The sequence below is a fragment of the Halomonas sp. 111 genome (assembly GCF_052379685.1).
Classification (GTDB): Bacteria; Pseudomonadota; Gammaproteobacteria; order Pseudomonadales; family Halomonadaceae; genus Vreelandella; species Vreelandella citrativorans.
Window position 1 is genome coordinate 43,133 of the sequence record NZ_JBQSYV010000001.1, and the last position, 21,327, is coordinate 64,459.

21 protein-coding genes are annotated in these 21,327 nt (G+C 54.6%); 8 read left to right on the forward strand and 13 right to left on the reverse strand.

The features are described 5' to 3' along the window. Positions 1 to 37 precede the first annotated feature (37 nt). From ACT3T7_RS00185 to ribBA, 5 genes are read right to left on the reverse strand one after another with little or no spacing between them, the layout of a single operon-like run. Positions 38 to 511 carry a phosphatidylglycerophosphatase A family protein gene (locus ACT3T7_RS00185; protein WP_087105686.1) on the reverse strand — a complete coding sequence of 158 codons (474 nt, stop codon included), beginning with the start codon at positions 509 to 511 and terminating at the stop codon, positions 38 to 40. Further along, entirely contained in the window at positions 508 to 1,485 is a 978-nt protein-coding gene (gene thiL, locus ACT3T7_RS00190; protein ID WP_444629715.1) for a thiamine-phosphate kinase, read from the reverse strand. The genes ACT3T7_RS00185 and thiL overlap by 4 nt, the downstream gene beginning before the upstream one ends. 35 nt (positions 1,486 to 1,520) lie before the next feature. After that, positions 1,521 to 2,024 carry a transcription antitermination factor NusB gene (nusB, locus tag ACT3T7_RS00195; protein ID WP_444629716.1) on the reverse strand — a complete coding sequence of 168 codons (504 nt, stop codon included), beginning with the start codon at positions 2,022 to 2,024 and terminating at the stop codon, positions 1,521 to 1,523. Continuing rightward, the gene (gene ribH, locus ACT3T7_RS00200) at positions 2,021 to 2,509 is read right to left on the reverse strand and encodes a 6,7-dimethyl-8-ribityllumazine synthase (RefSeq protein WP_192527973.1); all 489 of its coding nucleotides are present in this window, start codon (positions 2,507 to 2,509) and stop codon (positions 2,021 to 2,023) included. Before ribH ends, nusB begins: the two co-directional genes overlap by 4 nt. A gap of 4 nt (positions 2,510 to 2,513) precedes the next feature. After that, positions 2,514 to 3,680, reverse strand: coding sequence for a bifunctional 3,4-dihydroxy-2-butanone-4-phosphate synthase/GTP cyclohydrolase II (gene ribBA / locus ACT3T7_RS00205; RefSeq protein ID WP_444629717.1), 1,167 nt, complete (start codon positions 3,678 to 3,680; stop codon positions 2,514 to 2,516). On the opposite strand from ribBA, the gene ACT3T7_RS00210 reads away from it, so the two are divergent. Next, positions 3,679 to 3,843: a hypothetical protein gene (locus tag ACT3T7_RS00210; protein WP_192527971.1), complete on the forward strand. Its 165-nt coding sequence runs from the start codon at positions 3,679 to 3,681 to the stop codon at positions 3,841 to 3,843. The genes ribBA and ACT3T7_RS00210 overlap by 2 nt on opposite strands. Before the next feature lie 63 nt (positions 3,844 to 3,906). Here the strand turns inward: ACT3T7_RS00210 and ribD are convergent, their stop codons facing one another. Both ribD and nrdR read right to left on the reverse strand, forming a co-directional pair. Next, entirely contained in the window at positions 3,907 to 5,067 is a 1,161-nt protein-coding gene (gene ribD, locus ACT3T7_RS00215; protein WP_444629718.1) for a bifunctional diaminohydroxyphosphoribosylaminopyrimidine deaminase/5-amino-6-(5-phosphoribosylamino)uracil reductase RibD, read from the reverse strand. Further along, the gene (gene nrdR, locus ACT3T7_RS00220; RefSeq protein ID WP_172116157.1) at positions 5,067 to 5,555 is read right to left on the reverse strand and encodes a transcriptional regulator NrdR; all 489 of its coding nucleotides are present in this window, start codon (positions 5,553 to 5,555) and stop codon (positions 5,067 to 5,069) included. The genes ribD and nrdR overlap by 1 nt, the downstream gene beginning before the upstream one ends. 414 nt (positions 5,556 to 5,969) lie before the next feature. Here nrdR and dsbG point away from each other — a divergent pair, with 414 nt between their 5' ends. The 3 genes from dsbG to ACT3T7_RS00235 all read left to right on the forward strand — a co-directional run bounded on the left by dsbG (position 5,970) and on the right by ACT3T7_RS00235 (position 10,365). Continuing rightward, positions 5,970 to 6,794, forward strand: a complete 825-nt coding sequence (dsbG, locus tag ACT3T7_RS00225; protein WP_444629719.1) for a thiol:disulfide interchange protein DsbG — start codon at positions 5,970 to 5,972, stop codon at positions 6,792 to 6,794. Between the two features lie 177 nt (positions 6,795 to 6,971). After that, positions 6,972 to 8,582 (forward strand): methyl-accepting chemotaxis protein, encoded by a 1,611-nt coding sequence (locus ACT3T7_RS00230; RefSeq protein ID WP_192527968.1) that lies wholly within the window; start codon positions 6,972 to 6,974, stop codon positions 8,580 to 8,582. A 205-nt stretch (positions 8,583 to 8,787) separates the two neighbouring features. Next, positions 8,788 to 10,365: a methyl-accepting chemotaxis protein gene (locus ACT3T7_RS00235; protein ID WP_172116154.1), complete on the forward strand. Its 1,578-nt coding sequence runs from the start codon at positions 8,788 to 8,790 to the stop codon at positions 10,363 to 10,365. A 407-nt stretch (positions 10,366 to 10,772) separates the two neighbouring features. Here ACT3T7_RS00235 and ACT3T7_RS00240 read toward each other — a convergent pair whose 3' ends face one another. Further along, positions 10,773 to 11,804: an OmpA family protein gene (locus tag ACT3T7_RS00240; protein ID WP_444629720.1), complete on the reverse strand. Its 1,032-nt coding sequence runs from the start codon at positions 11,802 to 11,804 to the stop codon at positions 10,773 to 10,775. 107 nt (positions 11,805 to 11,911) lie between these two features. On the opposite strand from ACT3T7_RS00240, the gene ACT3T7_RS00245 reads away from it, so the two are divergent. From ACT3T7_RS00245 to ACT3T7_RS00255, 3 genes are all read left to right on the forward strand, one after another. Continuing rightward, positions 11,912 to 12,649 carry a hypothetical protein gene (locus ACT3T7_RS00245; RefSeq protein WP_444629721.1) on the forward strand — a complete coding sequence of 246 codons (738 nt, stop codon included), beginning with the start codon at positions 11,912 to 11,914 and terminating at the stop codon, positions 12,647 to 12,649. Positions 12,650 to 12,653: 4 nt separating this feature from the next. Further along, complete coding sequence (locus tag ACT3T7_RS00250; RefSeq protein ID WP_444629722.1) at positions 12,654 to 13,235, forward strand: FlgO family outer membrane protein; 582 nt, start codon at positions 12,654 to 12,656, stop codon at positions 13,233 to 13,235. 99 nt (positions 13,236 to 13,334) lie between these two features. Further along, positions 13,335 to 14,336: a glycosyltransferase family 9 protein gene (locus ACT3T7_RS00255; RefSeq protein ID WP_444629723.1), complete on the forward strand. Its 1,002-nt coding sequence runs from the start codon at positions 13,335 to 13,337 to the stop codon at positions 14,334 to 14,336. 140 nt (positions 14,337 to 14,476) lie between these two features. On the opposite strand, the gene glyA is transcribed toward ACT3T7_RS00255, so the two are convergent. The 3 genes from glyA to ACT3T7_RS00270 form a co-directional block, all read right to left on the reverse strand. Next, entirely contained in the window at positions 14,477 to 15,742 is a 1,266-nt protein-coding gene (glyA, locus tag ACT3T7_RS00260) for a serine hydroxymethyltransferase (protein WP_444629842.1), read from the reverse strand. Between the two features lie 162 nt (positions 15,743 to 15,904). After that, positions 15,905 to 18,484, reverse strand: a complete 2,580-nt coding sequence (locus ACT3T7_RS00265) for an ABC transporter permease (RefSeq protein ID WP_444629724.1) — start codon at positions 18,482 to 18,484, stop codon at positions 15,905 to 15,907. Continuing rightward, a complete protein-coding gene (locus ACT3T7_RS00270; protein WP_444629725.1) occupies positions 18,481 to 19,317 on the reverse strand; it encodes an ABC transporter ATP-binding protein in 837 nt (278 codons plus the stop codon). The genes ACT3T7_RS00265 and ACT3T7_RS00270 overlap by 4 nt, the downstream gene beginning before the upstream one ends. Between ACT3T7_RS00270 and ACT3T7_RS00275 the strand changes: the two genes are divergently transcribed. Next, positions 19,316 to 19,987: an arylesterase gene (locus ACT3T7_RS00275; protein ID WP_193057025.1), complete on the forward strand. Its 672-nt coding sequence runs from the start codon at positions 19,316 to 19,318 to the stop codon at positions 19,985 to 19,987. The genes ACT3T7_RS00270 and ACT3T7_RS00275 overlap by 2 nt on opposite strands. A 140-nt stretch (positions 19,988 to 20,127) precedes the next feature. Here ACT3T7_RS00275 and ACT3T7_RS00280 read toward each other — a convergent pair whose 3' ends face one another. Beyond that, on the reverse strand, positions 20,128 to 21,015 hold the full coding sequence (locus tag ACT3T7_RS00280; RefSeq protein WP_193057026.1) for a DMT family transporter: 888 nt from the start codon (positions 21,013 to 21,015) through the stop codon (positions 20,128 to 20,130). Beyond that, complete coding sequence (locus tag ACT3T7_RS00285) at positions 21,012 to 21,281, reverse strand: SelT/SelW/SelH family protein (RefSeq protein ID WP_328515367.1); 270 nt, start codon at positions 21,279 to 21,281, stop codon at positions 21,012 to 21,014. Before ACT3T7_RS00285 ends, ACT3T7_RS00280 begins: the two co-directional genes overlap by 4 nt. Between the last annotated feature and the right edge of the window lie 46 nt (positions 21,282 to 21,327).

Here is a 21,327-nt window from a genome sequence, read left to right on the forward strand (position 1 = left end):
GAAGTGAGTGTTGCCCAGTGTCACCTGCGGTTGCGTTTTAGTGCAACCAATACCATAAGTGCATGGTACTCCAGGCATAGATCCCTGCCATGACATCATCAATCATGATACCAAAGCCACCAGCCACTCGTCGGTCAGCCCAGCGGATAGGCCAAGGCTTAAACACATCAAAAATGCGAAAAACAATAAACCCCCACAGCGCCGCCTCCCAGGAGAAGGGAACGGCAGCCATGGTGATCCAGTAGCCGACAAACTCATCCCAAACAATGCCGGAATGATCATGCACCCCTAAATCGTGCGATGTTTTATCACAGAGCCAAACGCCAACCACAAAGGCCACGAACACGATGCCCAAATACCAGCCCAAGGGCAGTTCCGCCATAATCCAGTAGAAAGGAATAGCAGCCAGCGTGCCAAAGGTGCCTGGCGCCCAAGGCACCGTTCCACTGCCTAAACCAAACGCAAAAAAATGCGTTGGGCGACGCCACACACTTGGTGGTGCACGGTTCATGGCGCCCCCTCATTAAAATGCTGCCAGCCAGTCCCCAGGTTCGGTGCAATCCCTTTTACACCCAACGTGTCACTGCATTGACCAATCACGGTTAAGGGTAGCCCCAGCTTGCCAAGCGCGCGCTGCGCACTGGCAACGTTTTCAGCCGGCAGAGTAACCAACAGTTCATAATCGTCCCCCCCTGAGAGCGCAGCGTTGCAGGCAGCGTCACGGCCAAGACTACTTTCCAGCGCCTCAGCTAGCGGCAGCGATGTCATATCGAGCGTCGCCCCAACACCTGATGCCTTGCGTAGATGACCAAGGTCCGCCAGCAGTCCGTCAGAAATATCAATAGCGGCGGAGGCTAGCCCTCGAAGCGCTACACCTGCGGCCAAACGTGGTTCAGGCAGGAGATAACGACGCAGCAAGGGGTGTTGAAGATCACGCTCGCCACGTTGCCAAAGGGCTAGCCCACCCGCCCCGCCGCCCAAGGCGCCAGTCACGGCGATCATATCGCCAGGCGTTGCCCCGGCGCGGGTCAAGGCATGCCCCGTCGGCGCCTCACCCATCACGGTAACGCCAATCGTAAGCGCACCTGAGGTAACATCGCCACCGGCCAAGGTGGTGGCCTGACGCTGACAAAGCGTATGAAACCCCTTGGCGAACGCTTCAAGCCAGGCATGAATCGCGTGATCATTGGCAAACGTACGCTGATCAAGCGTGAGCGCCATAAAGCACCAGCGTGGGTCTGCCCCCATGGCCGCCAAATCGCTTAATGCGACGGCGAGCGAGCGATGCCCCACCGCAAAGGCGGGCGCATCATGCGGGAAGTGAACATCAACGACAGAGGTATCAACGCTCACCGCTAGTTGATGACCCGCTTTAGGCACTAACAGGGCAGCGTCGTCGCCACCACCCAGTGCGACACCATCTGCCAGGAGTGGCGTTTGCGACGGCATCAGATAACGGCGAATCAAATCAAATTCAGCAAGCACAAAGGCCCCTTAACACAGTACCAGACGGCGCGCCGTTACAGGCGGCGGGCGCTGACTTCGGCACTTCGCAAGCGGTTAGCCAGCTTGTCGAGAATACCGTTTACGTATTTATGGCCGTCGGTTGCGCCAAAGGATTTAGCCAGTTCAACGCCTTCATTAATCACCACGCGATACGGTACTTCCATACGGCGAGAAAGCTCGTAGGCGCCCAAGCGTAGAATAGCCAGCTCGACGGCATCCAGATCTTCCAGACGGCGGTCCAGCAACGGTGATATTTCGCGATCCAGCTCGGTCTTATAGCGTGCCGTATTGTGCAAAAGCTCATGAAAGAGTGCCTTGTCGGCAATCTCCATTACCTTAACCCAGTTTTCATGGTCTTCCAGGTCGTCATCGGCGAGCTGGCTGCGGAACTCGGCTTCAACGGAGGTGATTGATTTACCCGTCATCTGCCACTGGTAAAGCCCCTGGACGGCTAGCTCACGGGCAGCATGGCGGCTCTGCTGGGCAGCAGAGGCCTTACGCTCACGGCGCTCGCTCATTGTGACTCTCCTGGCGGTAACGCGCGCAGCAGTGAGACCATCTCCATCGCCGCCATTGCAGCTTCCGTTCCTTTATTACCCGCCTTGGTGCCCGCACGCTCAATTGCCTGTTCGATGGACTCAACGGTTAAAACGCCATTGGCAACCGGTGTATCAAACTCCAGCTGTAAATGGTTGATAGCCGTATTACAGCCGCCCGCCACGTACTCAAAGTGCGGCGTACCGCCACGAATAACCGCGCCCAGCGCAATCACTGCATCAGGTTTCATTACCTTCAGAACACGCTTCACAGCGAGCGGCAATTCCCAGGCGCCCGGCACGTGAACAAGGTGAATGTTTTCGGCGTCTACGCCATGACGTGTCAAACTATCAATCGCGCCTTCCACAAGGCTATCAACCACATGATGATTGAACCGGCCAACCACAATAACGTAGCGACCATCGACGTCGACAAACGTGCCTTCTACTTGAGAGAGGGATTGCATCAATTTATTCCTGCTGAGAAATTGGCTCACACGTGATGTCATCAGGCCCCACAAGCTCGACCACTTCAAGGTCGAAGCCCGAGAGCGCTGAAAATTTCCACGGTGAGCTTAGTAGCCGCATCTTACCTACCCCTAGATGGCGTAGAATCTGCGAGCCAGTACCAATCGTTAAATAGTTGCCTGTGCCATCAGATTCACTGGTGCGCGGGGTGCGCACACGATCCAAGAACACATCCAACTGGTCTTTCAAATCCTGATGTGGGCGGCCATCATCAATAAGCACCAGTACGCCGGCGGAAGAACCCGCGACCTCTTCCAGGGCGCGATGGGCGTTCCAGCGCCCCTGATCATCTTTCGCCAAACCAAGCACGTCACGCAGCGTATCGGCTAAATGAACGCGTACGGTCGTGGTCTGCTCTGGCGTGGGCTGCCCTTTCACCAGCGCCAAATGATGTGCGCCCTGAATACGATCACGGAAAACATGCAGCGCCAGCTCGCCCTGGGACGTCATGACCATTGATGTTTCAACATGGTCAATGGTTTGCTCATGAACAATACGGTAATGAATCAAGTCGGCAATGGTACCGATTTTGATACCATGCTGTAGGGCAAACGCCTCAAGCTCTGGGCGGCGCGCCATACTGCCATCATCGTTCATCACTTCACAAATTACACCGCTGGGGTCACAGCCCGCCAGCGCTGCCAGATCACAGGCCGCCTCGGTATGGCCTGCACGACGCAACACACCGCCGGGCTCAGCCATTAACGGAAAAATGTGCCCCGGCTGAACAAGGTCGGTCGGTTTGGCATAAGGCGCACAGGCCGCTTGAACCGTCCGCGCCCGGTCTGCCGCAGAAATACCCGTGGTCACGCCTTGGGTTGCTTCAATAGAGAGCGTGAACTTGGTACCAAACCCTGAGCCATTGTCGCGCACCATCAACGGCAGGTTAAGCTGCTCGCACCGTTCGCGCGTCATCGGCATACAAATCAGGCCACGGGCAAACCGCGCCATAAAGTTGATATGCTCGGCCTGCACTTTTTCAGCCACCATGATGATATCGCCTTCATTTTCGCGCCCCTCATCATCCATAAGGATGACCATCTTGCCTTGGCGGATATCGTCTACCAGTTCAGCAATAGAGGCTAAGCCCCCCGAGGAAGAATTCACCATGGAAGCTCCTAAATATGAGTTCGCAGCGTATGCGATGCCGCGCAACACTGGGGCTGCGCACTACGTAACCATCGTACCGCCAACATTGATAACAATAAGCGGGCAACCATCAAAAGCCGATAGCGGCACTGAATTACAACACAACCAATTGCAATACGGATAATTGCGACACGATTAATTGCGACACTGTTAATTGCGACAGAGTACCTTGCTATCGCCGCCTGCGCTAGTCGGGCTCTGGCGAGGCAATAATACGCCAATCTCGCCCTATCGCTCGTATATCATGAATGCTTAAACGCCGCTGATCCGCCATTTGTGAAAGCCCTGGTAGCGCAAAGAGCGGTTTTGCCTCGCCCCCCAATAACGTGGGTGCCACAAAAAGCTGCAACTCATCCACCAACCTGGCATCCAGCAGCGCACCAGCGAGCGTAGCACCTGTCTCCACCAGCAGCTCGTTGACCTGTTCGTTTTCAGCCAGCCAGCCAAGCAATTCGCCCAGCGGAAGACGCCCATCGCTCCCCGCCTCAAACACATGCACCTCTGCGCCAGCCGCCGTTAACTTGGCGCGTTTTTCTGGCGAGTGTGCGGGCGTGGTCATTATTAAGGTACGGCCAGGCTCACGTAAACAGGCCGCCGCTAAAGGCAGGCGCAAACGCGTATCCACAATAACGCGCAGTGGCTGACGTAACGCCACGATGTCAGCATTCGCTACTTGCAGTTGATCAGCCCGCAGCGTCAACCGTGAATCATCCATAATGATCGAGTCAACGCCACTCAAAATAGCGCTCGAACGCGCGCGCAGGCGCTGAACATGGCTGCGCGCTTCAGGGCCCGTTATCCACTGCGACTCACCCGACCCCATCGCTGTACGCCCATCCAAACTCATGGCCATTTTTAGACGCACAAAGGGTCGTTTACGCTGCATACGAGCGATAAAACCAGGGTTTAACGCCCGTGCATCTTGCTCTAACAAGCCGATTTGCACGTCGATACCGGCCGCCTTTAGTAGCTCAATTCCTTGCCCACTGACCTGCGGGTTAGGGTCGACCATGGCGACCACAACACGTGCCACCTGGGCATTTTTAAGCGCCAACGCACATGGCCCTGTCCGCCCTGTATGAAAACAGGGCTCTAACGTGACGTAAGCCGTTGCCCCTTTGGCCTTGTCACCCGCGGCATTGAGCGCATGAACTTCCGCATGCGGCTCGCCCGCCCGCATATGAAAACCCTCCCCCACAATATGCCCGGGCTGGCCAGGCGGCTGCTGTACAATGACGCAGCCTACGCGCGGATTAGGGTCAGTGGTATAAAGCCCTTGCCTGGCTAATTGCAAGGCACGCGCCATATAGCGGTGGTCAGCGTCGCTAAACGCGGCAACGGTACTCATTACGTATCTTCCTTATCACGCTCCGATGGCAAAGAGGGCTCTTGGGAGAGACGATCAATTTCAGCGCGAAACTCGTCTATGTCCTGGAACTTACGATAGACCGAGGCAAACCGGATATACGCCACCTGATCCAGGTTGCTTAATGCCTGCATCACGGACTCACCAATATCACGCGCATTGATTTCACGATCGCCTCGGGCGCGCAGGGTTTGGCGAATACGCTCAACTGCCGCTTCAATAGCTTCAGCGCTGACCGGGCGCTTCTCTAAGGCGCGTAACATTCCGGCACGTAGCTTTACTTCATTAAAGCTTTCGCGCGAGCCATCCGACTTTACAACTCTTGGCATCAAAAACTCTGCCGTTTCATAGGTAGTAAAGCGCTCTTGGCAACTGGCACACTGTCGGCGCCGACGCACCTGATCACCCTCCGCTACCAAACGCGAATCAGTCACTCGAGTATCATTAGCACCACAAAAAGGGCAATGCATAGCGGTCAACCTGTTGTCAGCCCGTGCTGTAAGCCGCACGAGTAAGCATGTTATAACCTGTTATCACTCACTGTTTTTCAAGACTGTTCTCAAACGCGTTTTCATCCATCAATCGACCCAAACGTTATGTCTGCAGCGTTTAAGCGCGGACCATGATGCAATAACAGTAGTGTCTAGCCCGCCATTGTAACGATTTGACACACACGCTGCATTGGTTCAATACATGGGATTAATGAATTCAGAAGACAAAATGCATTGTATGCGCTACCGGCATCAACATGGCCACTTTTTCGTAGCGCGGCGCCTCTGTTTCAAGTGCTATGCCCCCCCTCTCTGAGGCGTTTGTGTATGCTTCGGTGGCAGGCTCTGATAGGTTAGCGTCACTTATTATGCTCCTTATGCAAGGATGTTGTGATGCCGCTTACCCTCCGTACGCTTAACGTCTCTTTTAAAAAACGCAATGCTTTTAAAACCTCCACAGCCCTCAGCGGCTTGCTACTGTTCGCAGGCTTCAATATCAGCCACGCTAACGCGCTGCCTGCACCGGTGCAGGCATTGGCCGACCAAGGCTGGGAAATTCACGGCCAGTTTGACGCGCCAGGTGGGCTAAGCGGTTTTGGTGCGAGCGCCCAAGGCCAGGAAATAGCCATTTATTTAACACCAGATGGCGAGCACGCGATTGTCGGCACGCTAACGGATCACCAGGGCGAGAACCTGACGGAAGCCCAGTTGGACCAGCATGTCCGCGCAGTGTTGGAAGCCGAAACATGGCAACTACTCGAAGATAGCCACTGGATACAGGATGGCAGCACCGAAGCCCCCAGGGTGATATACACCTTCACTGATGCCAACTGCCCCTACTGTCAGGCATTTTGGAAGAAAACCCGCCCGTGGGTGGAGGCTGGCGAGGTACAGTTACGCCATATCATGGTGGGCATTTTAGCGCCTGATAGCCCTGCCAAAGCCGCCACGCTGCTGGCGGCTGATGACCCAAGTGCAGCCCTCAAGCGTCATGAAGAGGGGGAAGCAATAACAGCCAGCGCACAGCCCCGTGATATTGAAGAGCAGGTGTACACGAATAACCAGCTGTTTGACGCATTAGGACTTTACGCAACGCCCACCAGCGCTTTTCAGCGTGAAGTAGCCAGTGGCGTTGTGCGCATTGATCGCATTCAAGGAATGCCGGAGGCAGCACAGCTGCTCGAGCTGATGGGTAGCCCGGCGCCAGAAACACAATAACGCATTAATTTTTCTTAACAAAAATAGCTAAGGTACTGTTTTAAAAATGCCTGCACCGCAGGCATTTCGTTTTTGCCTCCCTCTTGAAAAATTAAACGGCCTTTCTCTTAAACACATCGCCAATTCGGCCGATATACAAGCTTCAATCATTATTTGAAAGGCTATGACAAGAACACCATGACACGATTAACCACGAATCAAAAACTCTGGAGCATCCTGGGAATTATTTGCCTCGCCATGCTAACGCTGGTTGGCTGGCTAACCTGGGAGACTCGTCAAACCATTGAGCAGGAACGTCGTAACACTATTCAAAGCGTCGTAGAAAGCCTTCACTCACAGCTAGATGCCCTTCAAGGCAAGGTAGCCAGCGGCGAGCTCACACTCGCCGAAGCGCAGCAACGTGGCATTGACAGCCTGGCAAACGCTAGCTTCGCTGAAGGCGAGTATATCTTTGCCTTTGATGATCAACTAAAGATCGTATCACATCCAAATCGCCCGCTTGGCGAGGATATGAGCAGTTTTCAAGACACACAAGGCATGTATTTGTACGCTGCGTTTCTTGAAGCCGCACGCTCAGGGGGTGGGCACGTTGATTACTTTTCGCGCCGGCTTTCGGGTGACGAACAGTTCCCTAAAATCAGTTATTTTGCCTATATTCCTGAATGGAACTGGGCTTTTGGCGCGGGTGTATATGTAGATGACATTAATGCAGCCTTTGTTAGCAGTATCATTCGCTCCCTGATTGCGCTGCTAATTATTGGCATTCCTGTCACGGTACTGATGGGCTGGGTGATTCGTGATGTTTCTCGCCGCCTGGGCGGGGACCCGCGCTACGCGGCAACGGTGGTGCGTTATATTGCGGATGGCGACCTTACCCGTAGTACCCAGCTTTCCAGCCATGACCAAGCGAGCCTGCTTTATAATATTAATCGTATGCGGGAGTCATTGGCCGAAACAATTGGCAATATTCATCACGGTGCCGACCAGGTCAACAGTGGCGTTGAGCAAATTGTGGGCGTTAACGAAGAGCTTTCAACCCGCACCGAACAGCAGGCGGCCTCCCTTGCCGAAACAGCCTCCAGCATGGAAGAGCTCACCGCCACTGTAAAACAGAATGCTGACCATGCCGAGCATGCTCGCCAATTGGCCACGAACACGGCGAATAATGCCCAGCGCGGCAGCGACGCCATGGCCACGGTGGTCAGTACCATGGCCACGATTAACGAAAGCTCGGCAGAAATGAGCAGTATCGTGAACACCATTGATGCTATCGCGTTTCAGACCAATATCTTGGCACTGAATGCCTCGGTGGAAGCAGCACGCGCAGGTGAACAGGGCCGTGGCTTTGCAGTGGTCGCCAATGAGGTACGTCAGCTTGCCAGCCGTTCGGCATCGGCCGCTCAGGAAATCAAAAAGCTGATTGAAAACTCCGGCGCTAAAGTCGCCGAAGGCAGCCAGCAAGTCCGCAATACTGGTGACATTATCAATAGCGCGGTCACCGATATCCAACAGCTCAGTACGCTGGTACAGGAGATATCCGCCGCCACCAGTGAGCAGAGCAGCGGCATTGAGCAGGTCAACCTGGCCGTAACCCAGATGGACCAGATGACCCAACAAAACGCCGGGCTGGTGCAAGAGAGCAATCACGCGACCCAGATGCTTGCGCAGCTTAGTACCCAACTGCGCGAGCGTGTGTCTCACTTCCGAGTGGATCACCAGTCGCCCCTAACCCCTCTGCCATCACGCTCATCAACGTCACGCGTTACACACGACGATAGCGATTTTTAAACCAGGCTAGCAGCAGAAAAAACGCCCCCTTGGCTTTTTGGCCACGGGGGCGTTTTTGATTGTATGCCGCCGCCTTTTCAGCGCGCTTATTGCGAATTTTCAACACTCTTTTAACGAATTTTATTTAGCTCGCCTTAAGTAATAGAGCGTTAGGCCGATACAGTATAGTGTTCGTTACTTACTTAGCTGTGATAGGAAAATATTAATGCAAATAACAACAACACAAAAACTCTGGGGAACGCTGGGCATCATCTGGATCACCATGCTGCTGCTGGTGGGCTGGCTTGCCTGGGAAAATCGCCAAACGATCGAAAGCGAACGCCGCGACAGCATTCAGTACATCGTCGAAAGCGTGCATAACCAGATTGAAGTGTTACAAGAAAGGGTCGCCGCTGGCGAACTGAGCCTTGAAGAAGCGCAACAACGCGCTATCGATAATATGTCCAGTGTGAGCTTTGGCGCTGGCGAATATATTTTCTCTTTCAATGACGATTTAATTGTCATCTCCCACCCTAGCCGAACACCTGGCGATGATATGAGCCGCTATGAAGATGCCGGCGGCATGCTGCTGTATCCCGAACTGCTTCGCACAGCGCAAGCGGGAGGCGGCCACGTTGGCTACCATGCTCGCCGTGCCAATGGCGACGAGCAGCTACCTAAAATCAGCTATGTGGCCTACCTGCCTGAGTGGGAGTGGTCACTGGCAACCGGCGTTTATGTGGATGATATTAACGAAGCATTCATTGCCAACTTGCTGCATTCCATCATCATGCTGTTAATCATCGGCTTGCCGGCCACTCTGCTGATGGGCTGGGTCATTCGTGATGTTTCTCGCCGCCTGGGCGGGGACCCGCGCTACGCGGCAACGGTGGTGCGTTATATTGCGGATGGCGACCTTACCCGTAGTACCCAGCTTTCCAGCCGTGACCAAGCAAGCCTGCTTTATGATATTAATCGTATGCGGCAGACGTTAGCCGGAACGATTGGCGATATTCATCACGGTGCCGACCAGGTCAACAGTGGCGTTGAGCAAATTGTGGGCGTTAACGAAGAGCTTTCAACCCGCACCGAACAGCAGGCTGCCTCCCTTGCCGAAACAGCCTCCAGCATGGAAGAGCTCACCGCCACTGTGAAACAGAATGCTGACCATGCCGAGCATGCCCGCCAATTGGCCACGAACACGGCGAATAATGCCCAGCGCGGCAGCGACGCAATGACCACGGTGGTCAGTACCATGGCCACGATTAATGAAAGCTCGGCGGAAATGAGCAGTATCGTGAACACCATTGATGCCATCGCGTTTCAGACCAATATCTTGGCACTGAATGCCTCGGTGGAAGCAGCACGCGCAGGCGAACAGGGCCGTGGCTTTGCGGTGGTCGCCAATGAGGTACGCCAGCTTGCCAGCCGTTCAGCATCGGCCGCTCAGGAAATCAAAAAGCTGATTGAAAACTCCGGCGCTAAAGTCGCCGAAGGCAGCCAGCAAGTCCGCAATACCGGCGACATTATCAATAGCGTGGTCACCGATATCCAACAGCTCAGCACGCTGGTACAGGAGATATCCGCCGCCACCAGTGAACAGAGCAGCGGTATTGAGCAGGTCAACCTGGCCGTGACCCAGATGGACCAGATGACCCAACAAAACGCCGGGCTGGTGCAACAGAGTACTCATACCACCCAAAGGTTAGCGCAGCTTAGTACTCAACTGCGTCAGAAAGTTGCCCACTTCCGTGTAGATCAAAACGGCGAAGAAGCGCAAGCAGCCCTCCCGCAATACCACTAACAAGCACACAAGCCCCATTCGCTGGCTAAAGCTCCCACAATGCTCATCAAGCCTCAAGACCAGGCAAACATTGTGGGAGCCCAGCGCCACGGGTGGCTCGACATATCGGCGAAGGAGGCCACAGGTCTCCCGGGGTTGGTTCAACCCCATTCGCTGGCTAAAGCCTGTCCCACAATTTATTTAAGCAGTATTTGAAGCAGCGCCAGCTAAACACACTGTTATGATGCATTTCAGCAAGGTTATAAAACGTGGGCCTTGTCAAAACGTTTAAGCCGACTTTAAACGCTTGGAAAAACCTACACTACAACTATGCTTAAATTGTACTCGCTAGCAATTCCCCCCCTCCCCTGAGGCTAGCGAGCTACTTCGAGCCAAGCTCTTTTGCCCGCCCACCCCGGCGGGCTTTTTTACTCAATATGAATGACGACCTCGACGCGTCGATTGCGTGACCGTCCTTCTGGCGTGCTGTTATCTTCAAGTGGCTGAGTAGCGGCGAGCCCAACCGCTCTTAGGCGCTCAGGCGCGACGCCTTCCGCTTCTAGTGCTTCGACAATGGCAATGGCCCGTGCACTGGAGAGTGCCCAGTTTGAAGAAAACTCCTCGGTGCTAATACTCTGGCTGTCTGAGTGGCCCTCTACCCACACCTCCCCTTCGTATCGCTGAATGGTTTCCAGCAGGCTGCCGACCAGTGAGCTTCCTCCACTGGTAAGCTCCGCCTCAGCGGAAGGGAACAGCAGTTGATCCTGAACGCGTAAACTAATCCCCTCCGCCACCCGGGAAACCTCAACACCTTCCAGGTCGGGCAAATAGGGGGAGACATCAACACGCTCGACCAGGGAGGCCTGAAGTACCTGGGCACTATTGATCGCATCCATGGATACTTCCTGAACATTCACCGGGGGGTGGTCTGTCAGTAGCACCATATAATCGGCCAAGGGCGTCGCTAATGCCTCATCATCCGTGCGCATTAACAGCGTGGGCAGCTCCACAGGAGGCATCCACGCTAACGGCTCAGCAACCTCTTCAGGCGGTAAAACCTCCACTGGGGCAAGTGCCAGCAGTGGCGGCGGCGCTTCGGGTGTAGCCTCAGGTTCAGCAATACGATTGGGCAACCCGGCAACGCCAAGTGCCGCGCTCAGCGCATAAGGGTCCAGCCCTCGCCGCCACACCTCAATAGTGCGCTGCTGCTGTGCATTTTCTATTGGCTCTGGAAGCGGTATGTCAAGTGCAAGGTCTGACGTTTGAGCCGCCTCTTCTGAGGATGCTTGAAACAGTTCAGGTGCCTTGGCACCCGCTGCCGCCACAATAATGACAAACAGCGCCACCAGCAGCGTCATAATATCGATGTAGCTAATCATCCATCCGCTACCACTTTCATCGGCAGGATAGGCGGACATTAGCGTATCATGGCGCGAGCCGCCGCGATGGTCTTCAAGCATGCGTGTTATCGCTCATTCAAGTTTTCAATCCCGTGGCCGATGGTTACCAAGCATGGTAAAACTAGACAAGTCTATCAAAGACCCTATGACACGATAAGGAACCTCTGGTGCAGAGCTGCTTAAGCCATTTACTAACGCCCCCATTATTCCGCATTGCCTGTGCAGGGTTTGCAAGCTTACTGCTAAGCGGCTGCTTCTATGCCAACACCTCGCAAGCCCCCATCGCCACCACCTATCCTTATACTGAGCAGCAACGTATGCAGGCCGCTCACCACTGGGAAGTACTGGCGCGCTATGAAACCAACCGCATTCTACAGCGTGAGCGCGTGCGTTTTCGGGATTTATATATTACCGAGCCTGACCACCAAAGCTTGAGTACGTATAGCGGCGGCGAATTTGAACGCGGTTTCCGCACGCTACTGACCAGCGAGCTCGTTTCGCGTGGCGCCAACCTCACTACGGTGCCAACGGCCAACACCGCCGACGTCCATATCGGCGTGGAAATAGTTGAACACCGAGACCGGGGCTTTATTCGCCCGCCAGTCGGTACCTTTACAGCCCTAACAGCAGGCATTGCGGTCGCGACTATCCCCTATAACCACTGGGCTGAACCCGCGCTTGGATTAATACCCGCCGGGATTGCTGCCGACGCCGTTAGCGGTAGCTGGACCTCTACAGGCAATGAAGAGGTGATTATCACCATTCAGATAACCGACGATGAGCGTATTCTTTACTCCTCATCGAATATCTATTACATCAATGCAGGCGACCGCCGCCAATATGCGCCGCATCGCGTTCCGCAAGCACCGGCTGTCCCCTCTATCCCGGTAACAGGTACCTGGTAACGCCATGCATTTCATACCGTCGACATCACCGCATCCTCACCCGTTTCTAGCGGCTAGCCGCCTGTTATTGATGGGCCTTTTGCTGCTTTTCATAGCAGGCTGTGCCACGAACAGTGCTAACACGCGTCCGCCAGAGCCCGACCTCTCTGAACTGGCGCATAAAGCCGCTCAACAGATGGTGGCTGGCAACCCAGATATCACGCGCTACAACCCCATGATTGCCGCGACCTTTGTCAACATCGACAACCTCACACAATCCTCCACGTTTGGGCGTATCAGTTCGGAAATCATGGCCTCGGCCCTTGCGCAGCAGGGCATGCAGGTGCGTGAAGTCAAAATGCGCCACAGCATGTTTATTGAGGAGAAAGTGGGCGAGTTGATCCTTTCTCGCGAGGTACAGAGCTTAAGCTCACAATATAATGCACGCTCTATTTTGATGGGCACCTATGCCCAAGGGCAGGATTACCTCTACGTAAGCACACGTGTCGTACGTTCAAGCGATGCCATGGTATTGGGCAGTGCAGACTTTCAAGTAAAGCTGGATAATAACATGCGTAGCTTGCTGGAAGGCCAAGGGAGCTGGTAAACGCGCCCATAGTGAACACTCACTATGGGCCACCTACTCAACTGCCCTGTATGTCTCACCGGCAATGTCGTTTTAATCGTTATTATCAGGCCCTGCAGTATGAAGATATGGAAAGATAAGTCAGGTTATTTCAAGAAAAAATCTCTACAGTGGGCCAACCAAACACGCCATGAGGATATCCAGCGTGTTTTAGTAATACGCCAATGTGCTTTCGGCGACTATATGGCGGCCCGTCCCTTCCTGGTTGAATTAAAAAGGACCTTTCCTAACGCGCACGTGACGCTGGCAACCACCCGCAAATACCGCTATGCCGTGCCTGAAGACCTGGTCGATGACATTTTCATCCATGACACATCAACCGGCATTCAAGAACAGTACAAATCGCTTACAACGCTTGGTAAGTTCGATATTGTGTTTGACCTTGCGGATACCTCTCGCTCAAGGGCACTCACACTATTGAGCAGTGCGCATTTAAAAATGGGGTTTCCATATCGCCCTTGGTACAACCGCTGGCTGTATGACGTTACTCTGCCCCGCTCAAACTACCATTACGAAGCCGAGGTCTTACTCGACTTCTTAAGCGTATTCGGCAACCAGCCCTCGTACCCACTCGATTTTGCGCTGCCCGTTCACTCCCCAAGCGAGAGTGCTCGCGCTATCTACTATTTCCCCTTTGCGTCTGGAACCAATAAATCTGTTCCACAGGACGTATGGAAGGCGCTTATGTTACGCGCTGCCTCACAGTTTCCTGATTATCAGCATATTTTGCTGGAAGGGGCCAACGAGAGTGAAAAAGGGGATTTCATGCTCGCCGAGGCCGCGCAGCACGCCAACATTACGATCCAGCACAAACTCCCCCTGGAGGAGCTTACGCACACCATGGCCCAAGCAGATTTACTTGTTTGCGGCGATACGGGCGTAAGAAACCTGGCACTGGCCACGCACACGCCCACCTTGGGCATTTTTTATTCGACGCTGCCTTACCGCTATTGGCCCAGGTACGAGCCACAGCATAAGTGTTTATTTAACCAGGATGGGCGCATCCCTGACGTTGATCAAATTCTCGAAGCGATGGCGTCGTTTATCCCTCGCCCTGAGTAATCAGGCATCATTTTACTTTTACGCGTCGCTAAAACCAAAAGGCCTACACGATTTAACGTGCAGGCCTTTTTTCAAGCATGGCGTGAATTGGTGAGCCTTACGGACTAACCTGGCACTTCTCACACCCACTTATCATAACGTTACTTATAAACCGGGAAGCGGCCGCAAACTTCTGCCACTTTCTCTGCCACTTGGTCTTCAACGGCGCCGGTGTCTTCGCCTTTGGCTAGCACGTCCAGAATGTCACTGATCCAGCCAGCAAGCTGACGGCACTCTTCTTCACCGAAACCACGCGTCGTGACTGCTGGCGTACCGATACGCAGACCCGAGGTAACAAACGGGCTTTGCGGGTCGTTAGGCACGGCGTTTTTGTTAACAGTGATATGGGCACGGCCTAGTGCCGCATCGGCATCTTTACCGGTCACGCCCTGCTTGATTAATGAGAGCAGGAACAGGTGGTCTTCGGTACCGCCGGAAACAATATCAAAACCGCGCTCCATAAACACACCGGCCATTACCTTGGCATTTTTAACGACCTGCTGCTGGTAGGCTTTAAACTCAGGCGACATGGCTTCTTTGAAGCAGACCGCTTTGGCCGCTATCGCGTGCATTAACGGGCCGCCCTGACCGCCGGGGAATACGGCAGACTGCAGCTTTTTCTCAATGTCGGCATCGTTTTCAGCTGACAGAATCACGCCACTACGCGGACCACGCAGCGTTTTGTGTGTCGTTGACGTGACCACATGCGCATGAGGCAAGGGGCTTGGGTAAACGCCCGCAGCGACCAGACCCGCCACGTGGGCCATGTCGACTAGCAGATAAGCGCCTATTTCATCGGCGATTTCGCGGAATTTGGCCCAATCAACAATTTGTGAGTAGGCAGAGAAACCGGCAATGATCATTTTCGGCTTGTGTTCACGGGCCAGTTCAGCCACTTGATCATAATCAATCAGGCCTTGCTCGTTTAAGCCGTACTGAACCGCATTGTACTGCTTGCCAGAAAAGCTAGGCTTGGCGCCGTGGGTCAAGTGACCGCCCGCGTCCAGGCTCATGCCTAAAATGGTGTCGCCCGGCTTAACCAGCGCTAAAAATACCGCGCTGTTGGCTTGGGAGCCGGAGTGCGGCTGAACGTTCACGTAGGTGGCGCCAAACAGCTCTTTTGCGTAGTCAATCGCGAGGTTTTCAGCGATATCAACAAACTCGCAGCCGCCATAGTAGCGCTTGCCCGGATAACCTTCAGCGTATTTGTTGGTCAGCTGACTGCCTTGCGCTTCCATTACGCGGGGGCTTGCGTAGTTTTCGGAAGCAATTAACTCAATGTGGGCTTCTTGACGGGCCACTTCTTTCTGCATGGCGTCAAACAGCGCATCATCAAATCCGGCAATTGTCATATCGCGGCTGAACATTGGCGGGAAACCTCGTAGATAAGGATCGTTCATGAAAGAAATCAGGCCGCTATCATAACGCAGCCGGACGCGACTTTCATCGCATCCGCGTCAGGTACTGCATGAATGCCACTCATGGCGGTTGGATCGCTTTGCTGGATTTAATTTTAGTCAGTCATATCCCTAGGCCTCACCGAGCAAACCCAGGCTCGCCGCAGGCGCTTGACGGCGTAGCCCACGCGATAACGCATGGCCGATAAATCCGATCAGTAGCGCACCTCCAAGGGGTGACGCTAACCATAAGGTGAGGTGAAAACGTGGCGGTAGCTCTAGCCAGTAGAGATAGAGTGCGGCGGTCGCGACTTCGGCCAGTACAGCGCCCATTAAACCGCTGGTAAAACCCAACAGGGCATACTCAGCTCCTTGGACGCGGGAAATCATTCGCTGGCCTGCTCCAAAGACACGCAGTAGACCACTTTCATGGGCGCGTACCGGCTGGCTTGCGGTCAAGGCAGCATAGAGCACGCTGACACCCGCCAACAACACCAGTACCAGTACAAGCTCGATGGCACGCGTTACCTGAGTTAGCACATCACGTACCTGGCCTAAAATGGCATCAACGTTTATTAACGATACACCGGGGAAGTCGCTCACCAGTTGGCGAATTAGGCCTTGCTCCTCGTCAGGCAGATGAAACGCAGTGATATAGCTATGTCCAAACGACTCCAACACGCCCAGCGGGAAAATCAAAAAGAAGTTGGGCTTAAAAGTGTCCCAATTGAGGCTGCGCACGCTGGTGATACGTGTTATCAGCTCATCACCGCCCACAGAGAAGGTGAGCGTATCATTGAGTGATAGTCCCAGCCGGTCAGCTAGGCCTTCTTCAATGGAAACAGGCACGGTATCGGCAGATACTGCATCAACCGCGCCTAGCCAGCCTTGTGGTTTATAAACGGAAGGCTCATCAACGGGTGCTTCACTTGTGAACCACTCCCCCGCCACTATCTGGTTATCTTCCGGTAGTTCGGCCTGCCAGGTCAGGTTCAGTTCGCGGCGCAGAGAGCCGTCGCCTCTAGCATCCTCAGGTACCGCTTCCATGGGAGGCTGCTGATTAATAGCGGTAATACGCCCACGCACCATGGGATACAGCGTGCTTTGGGCATCAATACGGGGCGCTACGGCTTGCTCAAAGGGGTCACGTTCATCAGGCTGGATATTAATGGCGAAGTAGTTGGGCATGTCATCGGGCAACTGGGCCTGCCAGGTTGAAAGCAGGTCACCACGCACCAGAACGATCATCGCCATGGCAAAGAACGTGACAGAGAATGCCAGTAGTTGGCCCACGCCTGCCTGACGGCGACGCGCCAGTTGGCGCCCGCCCAGGCGCAGCGCCTGTATCCACTCGCTTGTACCCGTTAGCTTTTTTATGCCGTAAAGAATGCTATTGAGTAGCAGCGCGCTGATGCCCCAAAGCGCACTAAGCATGATACCTCCCCCCAATAGCAGAGCGACCGCCAAAGGCGCACTACCGGAATAGAGCCATAGCAGGCCGCCAAATACGGCAGCGGCAACACCGGCTACCCACCAGGCGGCAGGAGGCAAAGGGTCCAACTCTCGACGCAGCACTTTCAGCGCACTGACCTGTTTAATGCGTAATAGCGTTGGCCCGGCAAACCCTACCAGCACCGCCATCGCCGTTAATACGCCCAGCCATAGCGGCATAATGCCCGGCGGCGGTAGCGTAATAGGTAAAAAGCTGGTCAAAAGATGCAGCAACAGCGCCTGTCCCGCTACGCCGAGCAGTGCGCCAAGCAAGGACGCCGCCAACGCCAGCCCGATCAGCTGTAGGCTAAACAGCATGACAAGCTGTTGCTGGCTAGCGCCAAAGCAGCGGAGCAATGCTGCCGTCTCCAGATGGCGTTCAACATAGCGCTTTGCTGACATAGCGACCGCGACCCCGGCCAGCAGTACGGCGGCAAGCCCTGCCAACCCCAGGTAGCTGTCTGCACGTTGCAGTGCGTTACCTAGTTGCGGCCGGTCCACCCGAACATCACGCACCTCGACCCCTTGCTGGCGCAACTCGGTGAGTAATCCTTGCACGTTGTCGATGGCTTGAGGAGGCCCGGCCGCCAATAATTCGAACTCGACACGCGAGCCTTCCTGAACAAGACCGGTTGCTTCCAGGTCCGCCGTATTGAGCATCAAGCGGGGGTTAAAATTACTAAAGCCAGCGGATTGATCCGCTTCCCGTTCGATAATGCCGCTGATGGTTAACTCGGTTCGCCCTACCTGTACACGGTCGCCAAGCTCTACCTCAATCAGCTGCGCCAAGCGCGGGTCTGCCCATGCCTGGCCCGCTGGTGGCCCCGAGGCTATCTGTTCGGCCCCCTCCCCTAAATCGACACGCGATACACCATAGTGCGGGTACACGTCATCCACGGCTTTGAGGCTAGCTGGTTGAAAACGATCCCCTAAGCTGATCATGGATACCAGCCCGACCTGGTCGCTTAGCGTAAAGCCTGCCTCTTCCAGCGTCGTGCGTAGCTCTTCTGAAAAAGGGGTGCGCTGCTCCAATACGATATCCCCTCCCAGCATTTGCCCAGCCTGACGCTCAAGGCCGCGTTCCAACCGGTCGAGAAAAAAAGCGATCATGGTGGAGGCAGCAACCGCCAGCACGAGGGCGACAAAGAGCGCACGAACATCCGCCGAGCGTAAGTCACGCCTTAAGCTTCTGGCGGCCAGCCGCCATGGCATATCGCTCATTGCCCCTCTCCTGCCACACTGGGTTCAGCAGGTACATCAGCAGGTACAAAGGGGATTAGTTGCCCTTGGGTTAATTGCAGGCATCGATCACAGCGGCGTGCCAAAGCGTGGTCGTGGGTGACCAGGATAAGCGTTGTTCCAACCTCATGATTCAAGGTAAACAGCAGGTCGATCACCTGAGCGCCGGTATCAGGGTCGAGGTTGCCGGTCGGCTCATCCGCAAACACCAGTTCAGGGTCGGTGACAAACGCCCGGGCAATCGCTACCCGCTGCTGCTCGCCGCCTGAAAGCTGCTTGGGTAGATGGTCTACGCGTTCACCCAACCCCACTTTAGCAAGCCATGTTTGGGCAATATGGTCTTCTCCGGCACGCGGTGAAAGCTCCAAAGGCAGTAACACATTCTCTAGCGCGCTTAAGGTGGGTAGCAGCTGAAAGTTCTGGAACACAAAGCCCACGCGCCCAGCTCTTAACGCCGCGCGGCCATCCTCATCCAAACGGCTCAGCGACTTACCAAACAGCGTGAGTTCGCCATCGCTGGGGGTATCCAACCCGGCGAGCAGACCCAACAGGGTTGATTTTCCAGCCCCGCTTTTACCTAAAATGGCGACACTCTCTCCGGCTGCTACGCTTAACGACAGTTGATCCAGAATAGTTAGCGTGCGTTCGCCACTGGTCACTTTCTTCGATAGCATTTCTGCATGCAGCACAGGCCGACTCAACGGGGCATGGGGAACCTTGCCCTGTGCAGTGGCGTCGGTGATAGAGTGGCTGTCTGCTTGTGGCGATGCATCAGCGTTGGACGAGTATGCAGCTTTATCTGAGGAGTAAGGCATGAAGCGAGGCATCCCTGTGGCATGGCAAAAACGTAACGGTATGGTAACTGGCTACCTAGTGGTTCTGATAGTCACCTTAAGCGCTCCTGCGATCAACGCAAGCGAGCCCCCTACCGTACTCATTATGGGCGATAGCTTGAGTGCTGCTTATGGTATCGAACATGAGCAAGGCTGGGTCACCCTGCTGGAAGAGCGCTTGGACGACCAGGCAACGGTGGTAAACGCCAGTATTAGCGGCGAAACCACCTCAGGGGGATTACAGCGGTTTAGCGCCATTTTGGAGAAACAGCAGCCTGATATCGTGCTATTGGAGCTGGGTGGCAACGATGGTTTGCGTGGCCTTGCGCCCAATCAGATGCGTTCTAACCTGGCAAGTATGATTGAGCAAAGCCAGGAGGTTGATGCTCAGGTGCTGCTGTTAGGTATCGATATTCCCCCCAACTATGGCCAGGCCTACCGGGATGCCTTTACCGGCGTTTACTACTCCCTGGCCGAAGAGTATGACGTGCCGCTGTTGCCGTTTTTATTAGAGGGTGTGGCACTTAACGAACAGCTTATGCAGGAGGATGGCATCCACCCCACGGCCGAGGCACAGCCTATGATTCTGGATAACGTGTGGCCTGAGCTTGAACCGCTTTTGGCCGGTGGTTATCAGGCATCGGCCAACTGATCACAAATGGTCTTCGCCGCCCAAGGTTGAGGCAAGGAAAGCTACGCTGGCCACAGAGGCTCCGACACATAGAGCGGCTTGATGGCGCATCATGCTTTTCCTGTACCCAACCCATGCGCAGCGGGCGATAAAAATGGGACTTATTGCTCGACAGCAACAGGCTTCACCTGAAGCTGCTGAAGTGCCAACCCAAATAAAATCAGCCCCAATCCAATAAACGTAGAGAAAAGCAGAGGCTCATCAACCACTAAATAAAGCAGCATCAGCGAAACCGGAGGCGAAAGAAAAATCAGGGTCGAGACTTTCGCTGTGCGTGAAACCTTATGAACGGCCATTTGCCACAGGACAAACGCGATCCCCATTTCGAACAGCCCAACATAGACCCCGGCACCAAAACCTTTCCAGCCATGCCATTGAAGCCCAGGCCCCATAAGCAATAAAACGGTTAACACCGGTAGTCCAACGGTAAAGTTCTGCCACTGCCCGACGATAGGCTTGCGACGATCACGTGCATTAAACAACCAGTAAAGCGCCCATAACAGAGTCGATGAAAGCGCGAACAGCACGCCAACAGGGTCCGCAAACGACACATTGAGTACCGCGCCCCGTGTCGCAATTACCCATACGCCCGCATAAGCCACCACACCTGCCAAAATATCCACCCGGGTTAACCGCTGCCCCAGTATGGGAACCGCCAGGAATGCCATCGCTAGCGCCCATGTATAATTAAGCGCCATCGCTTCCTGGCCAGGCAGGCGATCATAAGCAGCAAACAGCACCAGGTAGTAAGCCACGGGATTCATGATCCCCGCCCATAAGGCGGTTTTCCATCCGCTAGTTAACGCCTGCCTCATAGCACCTTGTTTAAGCACCAGAGCGCCCATTAAAAGCCAGGAAACCAACGCCGCAAGCCACATTAATTCAACCGGCCCCATCAAACCCAGGCCAACTTTAAAAGCAGTCGCCACCGTTGACCACAGCGCCACAGCACCTAGCCCGTAAAGAATAGCCTGACGATCCTGGTTCATCGGTCGATATGCCCCAGGTCACGGTGCGGTTCGATCTGGTCGCGAACACGCTGTTTCAGCACTTTGCTGTCCGGAAAGCCACTATCACGCTTGCGTTCCCAAATTAAGGTGTCATCACACCAAATTTCAAAGGTACCGCCATGCGCAGGTGCAATGGCCACCTCATCTAAATCCTCCCCGAAAGTGGAGAGTAGCTCCTGAGCGTACCAGGCACTGCGTAAAAGCCATTGGCATTGCGTGCAATAGCGAATCTGGATCCGTGACACTTTCGGTCTCCTTACCCATATAATGGTGGCATTCTGTCGCTGCATT